Source organism: Amycolatopsis sp. NPDC043885, from assembly GCF_056435685.1.
In genome coordinates this window covers 254,359-267,749 of sequence record NZ_JBWKEA010000005.1, presented here as the reverse complement: position 1 = coordinate 267,749, position 13,391 = coordinate 254,359, and the positions used below count along the sequence as shown (strand labels likewise).

The window sequence follows — 13,391 nt, the reverse complement described above, 5'->3', positions numbered from 1 at the left end:
CGCGGGTTCCGCGGTTAGAGGTTGGTCAGGTGGATCGCGTAGGTCATGATCGCGTCGCCGACCTGCTCGCCCCGACCGATGACGCCGTCGGTGTCGCCCTGCAGGTGTGCGCGTTGGAAGGAGTTCTGGCACTCGCGCAGCTGGGCGCGCAGTCGCGCGGACGTCGTGTCGTCGCGCGGGGCGGCCAAGGCGGCGAGGTGATGCACCGACTCGATCGCGGCGTTCACGCCGGCGGCGATCTGGTCGCTGTGCCCGAGTTTGATCCCCTGGCGCAGGCGTTCGACCGCCTGTTCTGTCGCGAAACGTTCCGTTCGGACCGCCAGCAGGTGTTTCAGTTCGCCTGCGGGATCGTCCGGCTGGTCAGCTGCCACCATGCGGGCAAGGGTACTGCGACGGGCGGACCAGACTTCGCGCCGCGGCGGCCACGCCCGGATGGGCTGCGTTCGTGCACGTCGCACGCAAGGCGAGTTGCGGAGGGAGACGTCGATCCGGTTCGACGGGGGACACGTTAGCCTCGCCAGGAACGATCGGAGCCCGCTATGTCCCCCATCCCTCACCGTGATCCTCACCAGCGTTCGTCGCTCGACGTCCGCGCACAGAGGCCGGACGTGCGAGTGCGGTTGCTTCGCGCCGGTGAGGGAGCAGCCGCGCTGGCGATCGCGGCCGGGACGGCAGTGCCCGCGCCCGCGGAAGGCGGGGCGCTGCAAGCGGCTCTCGACCAGACTGGCGGGCGGATCGAGTTCCCCGGACTGCCTGGGTGCGGGGGCTGGTGTTTCGGCGCGCTGGCGGACGATCGCCTGGTGGGCGTGTTGTATGCGTGCACGCCGGTGGATTTCGTCCTGTCGCACCACAGCGAACAGAGGGCATGGCTTGCCAGGTCCGTTGCCGAGATCGAGATCTTGGCTGTCGACGCGGGCTTCCGTGGCAGCGGAGCGGGAACCGCGTTGCTGGATCATGCCCAGCGATACCTCGGGGATCAGGGTGTGCGGGTCTTCGTCGCGAAGGTCGACGCGGGGGACATGCCGGTCCTGCGGTGGTACCGCCACCGCGGCTATCGCGTCGCCGACACCGGAGAGAGCTGCCTCATCGATACCCCGGCCGGAGCGACGAGCATCAACGCCGGACCCGCGCACGAAAACCGGTGGCGGCTCGCGATCAAAGCGCCCGGACACGCAGTAGTCCGAGGCCTGCGAGGACTCCGCCTGGACCCGACCACGCTGCCGTAATCGGCCACCGACGCCGCAATCCTGGCGGTGCAGCGGCAACGGCTGGAGTTCGTCGGGAGACCGGCGTTTCTGCCGGAGCTGCTCCCGATCGCCGTGCCCCAAGAACCGGGCATGCGAGGGCGACGGCCTACTAGGAGACCCAGCCCTGCCCCGCTGGATGCGTTGGTGCACCAGGGCTTGTCGCGTTTCAGCGCTACAACGGGGGCTGGCGGTCCGGTGTGGGTGCGGCGGCGTCGGCCGCGGTGTCCTGAGGGCTGGTCTTGCCGTACACGCGGACGAGTTTGTCGATGGCGCGGCGGGCGTCTTCGGGCGGGTCCAGGATCGCGCCGACACCATGCGCGGCCGCCGCGGCCCCGGATTCCCACAACGGGACGGGCGAGTCGTAGGCGCGCGTGCGTTCGGCGGTCTCGAGGCTGATGACGCCACTCTGTACTGCTACGCGGAGGCTGAGCAGGGTGTCGCCGTCGTGACAGCCGGCCCAGCCGGCACAGATCCGGGCGATCCCGCCCTCCGTCCCGCCGGCGCGACGACGCCTCGTCGGGTGTTTGTCCTCGTCGGTGAGGTGACATTGGAACACGGCGGTCGGCTGAAGTCCGGTGTCCTGGTCGTAGCGGGGCAGTTTCTCGTACTCGGTGATGTCCCAGACCCCGGAGGGCACATCACGCCGATACGGGCACGTCCGGCACGGCGCCGCTGCAGGCGGCCCGAGCTCACCCTTGCGTGCGGCAACAACAGGAACGTCGTCAGCTGCGGAGGACATCCGCGCAAGCACCTCCCGGAGCAACGCCCTGCCGACCCTCGTCGATCGAGTACGACGGGAGACCAGCGTACTTGTGTACCGGACACTGCCTTGACACGGCGCCTGCGAGATGGAGCTCGTCTCACCCCGAGGCGCGATTCCGCACGGGGCGCCATCGCTGGCTGTCCAAGGATGCGATGGACCGAGGAATCAGATTTCGATATTGGGCCACAGTCTGCCGGCGCGGCTTCCGATGGTTATGTGTGGCGCTCTGAGACGGAGTAACGGTGAAGCACCATTGAACTCGGGTCCGGTCGTAGGTAGATCCAGCGGATGAGCGAGCATGACTTGGACGCGGTCGTACACTGCCGGACGCCACAGCACGATGCCCTGAGCAGCGGACGGATTGGTTACCGCAGGCTCGTCCACGAGAACGACCGCGGGAACAGCCGGAATCGTGTCGGGAGCGCGCTCACGGTCTCGTGCGGTGAGCGATAGCGACCTATTTAGCTGCGTGACGCAGAGGGAACGTTCCGCAAGTAGTGGAGATGCCTGCGTCCTTGTGGACACATAGGAGGGGACCGTGATTGCTCGTTGCGAAGCTCGAATTCAACGGATCGGTCGTCCTTTCCGCTCTCGCTCGAGACGGGTCTGCTCCTTCACTGCCTCGCGTGCTTTGTCGCGAACGAAGATCGCGGAACCGTGGGTTATCGGTGCGTCGCGGAGGTCGTGGGATCCTCGCAGGAAGTTCTCCGTGCGATCAGCGATCAGGTACGCCGATGTCTGCTCCACCACCGAGATGATCTGGCGTAGCTCGCCGAGTTCGGCCCGTATGTCGCCCCACCGTGTGGCCCGCTCGACTTCGAGCTCTTCAAGCGTGCCGAGGCGGGCCGCGACCGCACCCAACAGTGGATCGTGCGAGCGGAACAGCTCCGCCGCTGCCCGAGTGGCGGCGTCCACGTCAAGCCGGAGATCCAGCTGAGCCAGCAGAAACGCCGTCACCAGGCTCGCTTGACTGAGCCGCTCGGTGAAGGCGCGGGCCACTCGGTCGGTGGCCCCGAGCTCCCGGACCGCGGCTGATCGCAAGTGCTCCCGGAGTGTGCTCACGACGACGCTGGGCAAAGCCCGGACAGACGGCTGGCTCTTGACCCCGGACAGTCTGAAACCGGACTGAGGGAGCGTCGCGTTCTCATCCGAACCTGTTGTGCCTCCCTTCGTCGACGTCGTACCGTTCTGCACGGCATCTTGGTGGTCGGTGTACTGGAGAGACGCCGCCTTGGTCGAATCCGGTACCCGACGAGGTTCGGGCGGCGGCAAGGCCTCGTCGGAACGCGGAGGGGGAGCGAGAGCTGTGTCATCCGGACGAAGCGAGAGCGAAGCGCCGAACGCGGTGAAGTCCGGCGCCGTGCCCTTATCCGTGCTACCAAGTGTCCCCGTGCCTACAACGTCAGCGTTGCCGCCATCACCATGGCGTTGTGACTTGTGGAGCAGGTCGGACGCTCCTAGCCCTGCCGCGCGATCCGAGCCGCCGCCGGTGCCCAGGTCTCGGCTACTGCCGTCTGAGCCCGTGCCGACAACCATGAGAGTGCCAGGCCTCTGAGGTTGGGCGCGCATCCGCTCGAGCTCCTCGGTGCCGCCGCGCCGATACGCGTCGAGGAACGACGTGTCCACGTCCAGAAGTTCGTCGGTCGACGGCGTACGCCCCAGGGGGCCGCTCGAGTCGCGGGTCACGACTCCCCGCTCTCGTCATCGAGCAGATAGTTGTCACCGCGTGTGAGCTGGATGAGAGTGTCGAACCCGGACAACACCACGCGCTCGAGGTTCGCGCAGTTGGTAGAAAGAGCTGTGATGTGATCGGTCAACTCGTTGAGTCGCGCGATCTCCAGGGTCGGCAGATCGTAGTCAAAGTTCTCGCGCCGGATCTGCTCCGACACCGCCTCGGCAACATACTCGTTGACCGAGGAGAAGCCGCGTTTAGATGCCCAGTACTCCGCCCGCCGTTTGACCTCCGGCGGTAGCCGGGCGACAACCCGAACACGGCGGTCCCGGCCTCCCTGGGCGGATGTGTCCGGCACGGCGGGTGCGCGGCTCGCGGACCGTCCAGCAGAGTTCGGCGGTATCTGCGTCGCTGTCACTACGCACCTCCGAAGCGTCATCGCGTGGCAACTAAGCACAGTCTATCGCTATCGTGTCGTCGCTGTATCTATCTATCACAGCGACTTGATAGCATTGCGATTGCAGGCAATGAACGTGTAGGGTTTGTGGTGCGTGGTCTCACGGCCAGTGCGACGGTGGCCCCGGCCCTACCCCCTCGCCGGGGCCACCCGCCCGCGCGACGTTACGCGAGCCAGAACCAAGAAGGCCCGGTGTCATCACACCGGGCCTTGCGTGTAGCACGACTATCCACAAGGGACAGGGCGTTCATCTCAGCAACCTCTGATGGTGCCGTAGATGACGACAGCACGGCCTCTGCGCAGTCCTGGGCGGAAACCGCTGCGGGGCGCCGTGCTCGGTGGGCGCACGGGCTGGGGATGTCCGTGGGCTGGCGGGTGGATCAACGGAGTTGATCCGGAGGAAATCACGACAGGATCACTGTCGCGTGCGCGACAGTCTGGCGGCGGCCAGTCGACCACGACTGGTCGCGTCGGCGGCGGTGCCCACCCAACCAGAGGGGTCTCCGTCATGACCATTCTCGATCACGCCCCGGACGTCATGAGAAGTGGGCCGGTGCTGGCCGAGCTTCCCGCACCCGATGAGCTCGACGCCATCGTTCGTCACCTGCCGGAACAGGATTGGTGCGAGAACTGCCTCTCCGACGACACAGGCGAAATCGGCATGCCCCGAGACGTCCTCGGTCGTACTCCTGAAGAACGCGATCCGCGGGGAGCGCACGAACCACACTGGCCTCGCCTCGTCGTCTGGCTCGCGTGCGGGCACGTGATTCGCTGACGGACCGAGGCACGAACACACCTACGGCGCCCGGCACGGCCCATGGAGAGACGTCGCAACGGGACCACAGCCGTGACACGGTACTTGCCCCTGTCCCTGGAGCGACCAAGAGAAGACACCTCAGGGACCAGAGGCGCGCTTCAGACAGCCCCGGCCCGCCGCGCGATGCAGCCGGAGCGCATCAGACGCACGTCCTTCGTGCGTGTGATGTCGCAGTCCGCACAATGCCACGGCGGGCCGGCGGCCCCATCCAGGCCCTTCTGGCCTCACACGAGAGCGAGAAAGTCATGACTCAGCCCGGAACCGCCAAGAGCGGGGTCACCGTCAGGTTCGGCACGCTGGAACGCACCGGAGAACTCAGGCACGACGACGATCGCAGATACCTGGTTCTTGAGACACAGGACGGCGATGAGCGCATCTCGATGAGTCTGGAGCAGTACGGTCTCGTGCCCGAGCCGGGAAACGTGTTCATCAAGGACTGGTCAGAACACGCAGGTTTGACCGCGAGCCTCGAAGCCCAAGGCCTGGTGACGCGCGTGCTCACGCTGAGGGTCGGGCAGTTCCGCTCGACAGCCTACGAGGCCAAGGTGACACTCTGACAGCAAACGCTGCGTAATACCCAGTCGCTGCGACCGGCCCGCCCGTGCCCCAACGACACCACCACTGCATGACTGCCCGCGATCGGCACATGTGAGAAAGGACCAGACCTCAGTGACCGTGAATCGCGTGCGACGAAATCTCGAGGGGGCGGACGGCACCGTCCACACTCCGGGCGTCGACGATGAATATCCTGGCTGCTTGTCACACGATGACGTGAGCCAGCAGACCACCTGGAGGCCCACCACGCGAGCGGTGGACGGTTGCGACGATTGCAAGCGACGGGCCAGCGAGCCGCGCCGAGTCACGCACCTCCGCATCCTCGATCTCGCTGTGCTGCTCGCGCAGCACCCGCAAGGTCGATCCGCGAACAGGTGGTGGGCATGGATCATTTCCGTCATCGGCGCTCATCGCAACGGCGAGCTCACACCCGCCGATCCGGCCACCTGGAGCGGCGCTGTCCACCGGGCGATCATCGACCTCGCAGCGTCGACGCCGCTCACTGGCGCGGGGGCCCTCTTCGAACAGGCGTATAACCTGGAAGTCCATGACGCGTCATGACGAATGGCGTGTTCGACCGCACAGAAACCAGGGCCACGTGCACCGTCGACAGGCGGCCTCCTCGGTGGGAACGAGGCGGCTTCCGACGCCACGACTCAACCTGCCGGCATCTCCGGCGACGTCTTCGTCAGGCCGGCCCGGCTGAGGTGGGTGCAGAGCCTGATCAGCACAGCTGATCCAGGTATGGACATGCCAGAAGAACATGGATCAACGAAGTTGATCCGGACGGCACTCTGACAGGCACTCGATCAGCGGAGCTGATTCGGGAGCCGGAACGACGGACGTTGGCCGTTCGAGGACGGTCCGTACGTCGGCCAGCAGCCACTCATCACGTGTTCACCACACATTCGCGTGCGGACCAGTGTGTTCGCGCGTCATCCGCGCAGAGGAGACAACACCATGTCGAACCCCCGTAACCACGGAACCATCATCGGCCGACTCGGAGCCGACCCGAAGGTCTTCACCAATCCGGACGGATCCAGGAAGGTCCTGTTCACCGTCTACGCCGATCGCAACTACACCAACGGTCAGAACGAGCGCGGTTCCGACGGGATCCCCATGGAAGCCTTCATCCGTGCGCAGGTCCAGGGTCTGGGTATCTACAGCCACATCCACAAGGGTGACCTGGTGTCCGTCGGCTACACGCTGCGTATGGACAAGTACCAGAAGGACGGCAAGGACGTCTTCACCCTGAAGGTGGAGTCCCAGGACGTCGGCTTCCTCGAGTCCCGGTCGACCACCCAGGCACGTCTGCACGAGCGCGTGCAGGCCGCGGAGGCACAGAACCGGTCCCTGCAGGCCCAGGTTCCGGCGCAGGCCCAGGTTCCGGCGATGCAGGCCAGCCCGGTCGCCGACGAGCAGCTGCCGTTCGGCGGCACCCCGACCACGGTCGGCTGATATCCGCAGGGGTGGCCCACCACGAGCGGCGCGGGCCGCAGGGATGGAAGCGCCCCACGGCAAACAGCCCAGGCCGTGTAACACAACTGAATAGCGACAACTGAATAGCACACCGCCCTGACACCCCGGCCGAGAAGCCCACACGCGCCTCGGCCGGGGTGTCACTATTCCGGTGCGATCACTGCCTTCTCGCACAAGACACCGCTCCAACCCACTGACTGCTCGATCCTGAGGCTTCCGTGCAGAGCGGTTCGACCCCGAAGCGCGCCGGCTGATCCCGGTGCGCGTCCTCGGCACGCTGTACGGACCGACCACGGAACAGGTTCAATTCCTGAGCGTCACGACTGATCCTCGCGACGTGTCCCTGGCGATCTTCGTGGCCCGGCGTCCCCGCGGCACCTCGCCCCGTACTGCCCCGGCAGCGTTGCGGCGGGGTGCAGCGCCGCCTGCCCCTGAGTCGGGGTATGCGGCCTGTCACGGCGGGTCGGCAATAGGCGTCACCTCACCTCGTCACTCTCTGGAGGTTGCGCATGTCCACCATCGTCTGCCCCAACGACGGGGAACCGATGGAGTCCGACGCTTATGGCGTCTACTCCAGGAAAAGCCTCACCTACCGATGCACCGTGTGCGGGTACTGCGAGCATCGCTGACGGTATCGGCCCGCGACCTCGCAGGCACGCTTCCCATGATGCTGCAAAGAATCGAAGCCCAACCACCAGGACGGCAACGCCATACGTCCCGGCGCACTAGCTCAGCGGCAGAGCACTCGACGTTCTGACCACCCTGCGGTTCGACTCCGCGTCGTGTTCGCCCGCGCTGTATGCGGGCGAAGGCGTACTTCGGCGGGGCAGAGTCAGGCGACAGGTCCGTCACTGGACGACGTACGAGAGGCGGCGGGTTCGACTCCCGCGTGCGCCACATCGCCGCGCGTCACCTCGGGCCAGGGAACACCAAATCCCTATCCCGCCCACGTAGTAATCCAATAACTACCACTTCCTTCGTGCCAGAGGAGTATGGCGTGACCCGGTTCCTGGACATTCCACCCGACCTGTACCACCGTGCCGAGCCCGCAGCGGGCGAGATCCTTCCCGCACTGACCGGACGTCTGAAGTCGCACCGACCGATCGAGCAGTTTGCCCCCGACTGGGAATATGTCCTCAGTGGACAAGCCTCGGTGACGGCCGTCGTCGCAGCGCTGCATTGCGCGTCTTCCGACGTTCCCGAACACGCGTGGCCAACGGCGATGCGTCTGTACTGCCCGATCGCGTGGCGGCTACTCACCGATGCCGGCGTCTCCTTCGACGAGTGGGACCGCGGCCGATGTGACGCGAACTTCTCCGGCCGGGTCGGATCCGCGGCCAACGCCGAACTCGACGGCTACGCCGTGTTCGCGGTGATGGATGTACCCGCCGCCGTGACGGAGATCGTCACCACGCTGGGCGGGATGCCGACGTTCACCCCGCCGAACGAAGCCGCCGCGAGCCCTGACAAGCAGTGAGAGCCGGTTCAGTACAAGTGGCCGGGCCGCGGCCGTCGATTAGTGAGAAGGAGCACTGCCGTGAAACACCATGCTTCACACCGTGTGATCGCGACCGTGGTGGCCGTGCTGAGCTGCGTCGCTGTGCTGACGGGATGCGACAAGCGCCAGACAGTGGCTCCCGGAACGGGCCAGACCGTGGCGCCCGTTTCCCTTCAGCACGACGCAGGACAGCGGACGACGTGCCCCGACGGCACGCCATCGGCAGCTATCCAATCAGGCATCGCACCAACAAATCCGAGCCTGTCCATCGAAAGGTGCGTGCAGCATGAACACGGTCGTTGATGCCGACCTGCTCACCCGTGTGCTGACCGCCCGACTCGGGAGGCCCGCCGCTCAGTCGATCATCACCGCCCTGGACAAGGCGACCGCCGGACCCACGCACGACGGCGCTGAGACCACCGAGGCGACGGGAAACTTTGTGGTATCCGGGATGGTCGGGGACCTTGTCGACGGCGACGTCTTTTCCCTGGATCAAGGCACCTCATGGCATACTTGCGCCGCGGTCGGCCTCGGCTCGGTGTCGGTGTACGCCGACACTCAACCCGAGCTCGGCTGGCAGACAACCCAGATTCCGGTGAGCCACAGCCAGTCCATCCTGGTTCGTCCCGAGTGGACCCGGCTGTATGACTTCGACGGCCAGTTCTACGCGCGCACGGGCTGCCCCGAGTGCCGTGGTGAGGGCCTGGTGCAGATCGACCCGACCGGCCCGCACGGCTCCGACACGGACACATGCCACTGTGTCAGGGACGCGGCTGCGATTCCAGAACGTCTTTTCATGGTCCTAGTACGGCAGCCGCACTTGGGTGATCTTGGCTGGTCAGGGGTTTGATTGACCCTGGTGTTCATGAGGGCAGCCGCCTCAAGATCATCTTGTTGTGACGCAAGGAATCCGTGAGGCGGCTGCGGCTGCCATGGTAGAGGGTGGACGTGCGGTGGCGAACCTGGGCGTGCTGCACGACAGGTTGCGGCCGTGCTTCGCGCGGGTGCAGCCGTTCGGGCAGGCCCGCAAGTACATGACCGGGTTGATGAGCGATCTGCCGCGGAAGAACGCGTGGACCATCGCCGAGCACGCGGGTGACCGCACGCCGGATCGGATGCAGAGGCTGCTCAATCATGCGGTGTGGGATCACGATCAGGCTCAGGGGGTGGTGCGGCGGTTCGTGGTCGAGGCGCTGGGGGACCAGCCGTTGCGGGTGGGGGCGCTGGATGAGTCCGGTCAGGAGAAGCAGGGCGAGCACACCGCTGGCGCCAAACGGCAGTACATGGGCTGCGCCGGACGGGTCGCCAATGGAGTGAACACGGTCTACTGCTCGTACGCGACTGCGGGTGGGCACGCGCTGGTCGGTGCCCGCATCTATGTGCCGGAAGATCAACTCGCCGACGCCGACCGCCGCGAGGCGTTGGGCATTCCCGACGGCGTGGAGTTCACGACCAAGCCGCAGCTGGCGCAGGACATTCTCGCCGACATGATCGCCGATGCGACGATCCCGCCGTGGATCGCCGGTGACGAGGTCTACGGCCGCTCCCCGAAACTCCGCACGTTCTTGGAGGACAACGAGATCGGGTACGTGATGCGCGTCGGGTGCGCCTTCACCGTCGAGATCAGGCCCGGCCAGCGGATGCGTGCCGACGCCGCCGTGAACACGCATCTGGCCAGGCGCAAGCACGAGCGGCGGTGGCAGATCTGCTCGGTGACCGGCTCGAAAGGTGAACGCGCCTATGCCTGGGCCTGGATCGCGACCACGAGCCCACGCCACTTTCTGTTGATACGCAAGCACTTGCACACCGGCGAGCTGGCCTACCACTACTGTCACGTTCCCGCCGGACGGCCGGTCACGCTGATGACCCTCGTGCGTGTCGCATGCTTACGCTGGCCGGTCGAGGAAGGTTTCGAGTTCGGCAAGGACCACTTCGGACTCGACCATTCCCAGGTCCGCCTCTACACCGCGCTGATGCGGCACATCGTGCTGGCCCTGGCCGCGCTCGCGGTCTGCGCGGTCACCGCCGCCCAAGCCAAAACCCGTACACCAGCACCGATCCTGCCCACCACACCCGACGACCCGCCACCTGACGATCCCGGCCTGATCTCGCTCACCGTCGCCGAGATCAAACGGCTATTCATCCTGGTCACCCGCCGACTCCTGCCCGAAACCCACCACCTGCACTGGACCTGGTGGCGCCGACGCCACCAAGCCCGCGCCCGCTGGTACCACCACCGCACCCGACTACGCCGTGACCAGCAAACATGACCAACCCGCAAGTGCGGCTGCCGTACTAGTACGGGAAACCAGCGAACAGTGGGCCGATGTGCGGGCCCGTGCACTCAACGAAGCTGGCATCGAAGCCGAAGGCGCCGTCCAGATCGGCGATGGCTACCGCGAGAAGTTCACCGGCCGGGAATCCATCGCGATCCAGTTCGGCCGCGAGACTCCAGCAGACGTACCCGGATAGTCCGCGTCCCCATCGATGTGCAGATGCCGACGAGATCCACTCACCATGGTGATCGGGTAGATCGGGATCGTCAGAGAAATGAGGCAAGCATGACAATCCCCGACCGTGCTGCTCCGCCGGAAATTCTGGATCTGGCCCGGCTCGCACTGGTGACCGGACTCGATGAAGTCCACCTGGGGTTTGAGGGTCTAGGCGCGGAATTTCCCGCACCGATCGGCTGGATGCTGTGTTTGACCCGACTCGACGACATCCACCTCGCCGTGCTCGAGACACAGGGGCTCGCCGGTACGGAGGCGCACACGAACGTGCCGAATCGCTTGCGAGTGACAGCCCGGATCGGCGCCACCGTGGAGGCCTTCCGCGGTCTGGGTGAACCGTACTGGGACACCGGGAACGTCGCCGAGTGGATCCAGCACCCCCGCTCAGGAATTGACACAGCCACTGACGCCGAGCGGGCGGCATTCCAAAAAGATGCGGAGCTCATGATCGGATCCTGGCAACGGGGATGGACGGCGGAACGCTCGCTGCGCCGCGGCTTGCAAACCGAGGCAGCGCACTCTAGGCACCGAATCGCCGTCCCGATGGGGGTGAGCTACCGGTTCTCGGCGCTGAATCACTTCTACAACGTCGAGGGTCACCCCGGACATCGCGACGGCGGTACGGCCGTGTCGGTCGACGTGCTCATGAGCCGGGCGAGTATCGGTGGCGACTGGATCTACTCCGCGATCGGCCTCGACCGACTACCTGTGGAAAGCGCGCTCGCCACGGTGCACAAGGCCCCACCGTGGCACGCCGAGGTCGCCTACTTCGACAACGACATCGAGGACTGGGTTCTCTGACTGTGACCACCGTGGATCCCGGTGGCCGACCTGGATCCTCTTCTCCCGGCTTGGTCCGGGAGCGGTCGATCAGCGCAGCTGATCCGAGTGGCGGAATGGCAGATACAGGACTTCACGAGAGGGCCAGCCATGATCAGCGCGGATACCTGGAGCGAACTGGACAAAGCCCTCCTTCAGGCGTTCATCATCAAGATCAGCGCCTTCGGCAGCACCACCCACAAGGTCTGGCGACAACGCGACATCACGACAGCCCACTGGACGCGGCTGATCCAGATCGCCGAACGTGGCGGACCCATGGGATCCAGCAGGGTCGTCGCCTGGCAAGACCACGAGCACACCTGGCACCCCCTCGTGGACATCGGATCCCGCGCACTCGCCGAGCTGATCTACACCTGCTGATCACGCCCCGCGAAAGGAGCAACCGCATGACGACCGACTCAGACGTCACGGTCAGCGCCGCACGGGTCAGCACGGACGCGACTCGTCTCGAGGCGGCCCGCGTGAGCGCTGGCGCGGCGTTGGCCTTTGCACGACAGACACACCCGGAGCTGCGCCGCGCCGAAGCAACGGCCCGAATCGACCTGGCCGCGGCGATCATCGCAATGGACGCCACGGACGACAGGATCGCGGCCGGCGAGAATCTCCACAGCATGAACGAGCAAACCGCCGTCGAGGAAGCCCTGCGCGTGTATGCCCGAGCCCTGGCCAATCTCGTCCGCCGTGAGGCTGAGAGGGACGAGGCCGGATCGTCGGTGCTTATGCCTCCCCGCTGAGACAGCGGTGAACCGGCTCTCCTGACTTGCGAACAGGGTGATCACCGCCAACCAGCGCTCGTACGGGTTCTCGTCTTGACCATCACGCAACCTGATTGGACCCCATGACCAGTGAAGAAGAACTCGAAGGCTTGGAAGACGCGGTCACCGACACCATGGTCGGCTACCTTGCTCGGCGGTCGTTGACGTTCTGCCTGCTTGCCTTCTTGCTGCTGACCCTCGAGTTCGTCGTGACTGTAGTCGCGGTCATCGGCGCACTAGCGTTGCCGACGCCGTATCAGTGGTTAGCCCTGGCCGTGCTGTTCGCCATCGTGGCTGCGCGAGTGATCCGAATCGTCATCAACCACCGGCGCCGGCCGAAGACACCAAGCCGATTCTCCAAGGTACTGCTGAAGATCGCGTCACTTCCGATGAACGCCCTGTGCGTACCTGCTCTGGCAGAGATCTCCCTGACCTTCGCGGTCGTCACTGTCGGTGTCGCAACTTTGGTGGAGTTGGTGTTGTGGCTTTACTCGTTGCATCCGGCGCACCGCGAATTGCGTCACACCGTCGATTTCCTGAAGGGCAACGAGCCGCGCACCTGGGAGGTGTAGGCCAAGGAAACCTTGGACCGCGCTCGGTTCTCCCGCCGCGTCGCCTTGAGCTTACGTCCGCCACCGACTGCACACGGGAGCACCGGGAATGGCGCTGGAGACACACCGATCGGCGCGTCAGATCCGCTACGACCGACCGAGACAAGGATACAGCGCTGACACATCAAACCGTCACAAGGTCGGCAGGCCGCCAAGCAGGCCACGCCGTGCTGATCCTGACTCAACT

General features: G+C 65.7%; 17 protein-coding genes. 13 read left to right on the top strand and 4 right to left on the bottom strand.

Annotated features, from left to right (window positions below):
* Positions 1-14 precede the first annotated feature (14 nt).
* On the bottom strand, positions 15-374 hold the full coding sequence (locus AC069I_RS18690) for a hypothetical protein (RefSeq protein ID WP_478265989.1): 360 nt from the start codon (positions 372-374) through the stop codon (positions 15-17).
* 165 nt (positions 375-539) lie between these two features.
* On the opposite strand from AC069I_RS18690, the gene AC069I_RS18685 reads away from it, so the two are divergent.
* A complete protein-coding gene (locus tag AC069I_RS18685) occupies positions 540-1,226 on the top strand; it encodes a GNAT family N-acetyltransferase (protein ID WP_478265988.1) in 687 nt (228 codons plus the stop codon).
* 193 nt (positions 1,227-1,419) lie between these two features.
* On the opposite strand, the gene AC069I_RS18680 is transcribed toward AC069I_RS18685, so the two are convergent.
* The 3 genes from AC069I_RS18680 to AC069I_RS18670 all read right to left on the bottom strand — a co-directional run bounded on the left by AC069I_RS18680 (position 1,420) and on the right by AC069I_RS18670 (position 4,100).
* Positions 1,420-1,986 (bottom strand): DUF6283 family protein, encoded by a 567-nt coding sequence (locus tag AC069I_RS18680; RefSeq protein ID WP_478265987.1) that lies wholly within the window; start codon positions 1,984-1,986, stop codon positions 1,420-1,422.
* A gap of 588 nt (positions 1,987-2,574) precedes the next feature.
* Positions 2,575-3,636, bottom strand: coding sequence for a hypothetical protein (locus AC069I_RS18675; RefSeq protein WP_478265986.1), 1,062 nt, complete (start codon positions 3,634-3,636; stop codon positions 2,575-2,577).
* A 56-nt stretch (positions 3,637-3,692) separates the two neighbouring features.
* A complete protein-coding gene (locus AC069I_RS18670) occupies positions 3,693-4,100 on the bottom strand; it encodes a hypothetical protein (RefSeq protein ID WP_478265985.1) in 408 nt (135 codons plus the stop codon).
* Positions 4,101-4,647: 547 nt separating this feature from the next.
* Between AC069I_RS18670 and AC069I_RS18665 the strand changes: the two genes are divergently transcribed.
* The 12 genes from AC069I_RS18665 (at position 4,648) to AC069I_RS18610 (ending at position 13,165) form a co-directional block, all read left to right on the top strand.
* A complete protein-coding gene (locus tag AC069I_RS18665) occupies positions 4,648-4,914 on the top strand; it encodes a hypothetical protein (protein WP_478265984.1) in 267 nt (88 codons plus the stop codon).
* Positions 4,915-5,201: 287 nt separating this feature from the next.
* The gene (locus AC069I_RS18660; protein WP_478265983.1) at positions 5,202-5,513 is read left to right on the top strand and encodes a hypothetical protein; all 312 of its coding nucleotides are present in this window, start codon (positions 5,202-5,204) and stop codon (positions 5,511-5,513) included.
* 127 nt (positions 5,514-5,640) lie between these two features.
* Positions 5,641-6,072, top strand: a complete 432-nt coding sequence (locus AC069I_RS18655) for a hypothetical protein (RefSeq protein WP_478265982.1) — start codon at positions 5,641-5,643, stop codon at positions 6,070-6,072.
* 399 nt (positions 6,073-6,471) lie between these two features.
* Entirely contained in the window at positions 6,472-6,969 is a 498-nt protein-coding gene (locus tag AC069I_RS18650; protein WP_219152305.1) for a single-stranded DNA-binding protein, read from the top strand.
* 1,018 nt (positions 6,970-7,987) lie between these two features.
* Positions 7,988-8,467: a hypothetical protein gene (locus AC069I_RS18645; RefSeq protein WP_478265981.1), complete on the top strand. Its 480-nt coding sequence runs from the start codon at positions 7,988-7,990 to the stop codon at positions 8,465-8,467.
* 307 nt (positions 8,468-8,774) lie between these two features.
* On the top strand, positions 8,775-9,338 hold the full coding sequence (locus AC069I_RS18640; protein WP_478265980.1) for a hypothetical protein: 564 nt from the start codon (positions 8,775-8,777) through the stop codon (positions 9,336-9,338).
* Between the two features lie 46 nt (positions 9,339-9,384).
* Positions 9,385-10,758 carry an IS701 family transposase gene (locus AC069I_RS18635; RefSeq protein WP_478265979.1) on the top strand — a complete coding sequence of 458 codons (1,374 nt, stop codon included), beginning with the start codon at positions 9,385-9,387 and terminating at the stop codon, positions 10,756-10,758.
* Positions 10,759-10,816: 58 nt separating this feature from the next.
* The gene (locus AC069I_RS18630) at positions 10,817-10,960 is read left to right on the top strand and encodes a hypothetical protein (RefSeq protein ID WP_478265978.1); all 144 of its coding nucleotides are present in this window, start codon (positions 10,817-10,819) and stop codon (positions 10,958-10,960) included.
* An 89-nt stretch (positions 10,961-11,049) separates the two neighbouring features.
* Positions 11,050-11,799 (top strand): hypothetical protein, encoded by a 750-nt coding sequence (locus tag AC069I_RS18625; protein WP_478265977.1) that lies wholly within the window; start codon positions 11,050-11,052, stop codon positions 11,797-11,799.
* Positions 11,800-11,928: 129 nt separating this feature from the next.
* Positions 11,929-12,198: a hypothetical protein gene (locus AC069I_RS18620; protein ID WP_478265976.1), complete on the top strand. Its 270-nt coding sequence runs from the start codon at positions 11,929-11,931 to the stop codon at positions 12,196-12,198.
* A gap of 26 nt (positions 12,199-12,224) precedes the next feature.
* Complete coding sequence (locus AC069I_RS18615; RefSeq protein WP_478265975.1) at positions 12,225-12,572, top strand: hypothetical protein; 348 nt, start codon at positions 12,225-12,227, stop codon at positions 12,570-12,572.
* A gap of 104 nt (positions 12,573-12,676) precedes the next feature.
* Positions 12,677-13,165, top strand: coding sequence for a hypothetical protein (locus AC069I_RS18610; RefSeq protein WP_478265974.1), 489 nt, complete (start codon positions 12,677-12,679; stop codon positions 13,163-13,165).
* Positions 13,166-13,391: the final 226 nt, after the last annotated feature.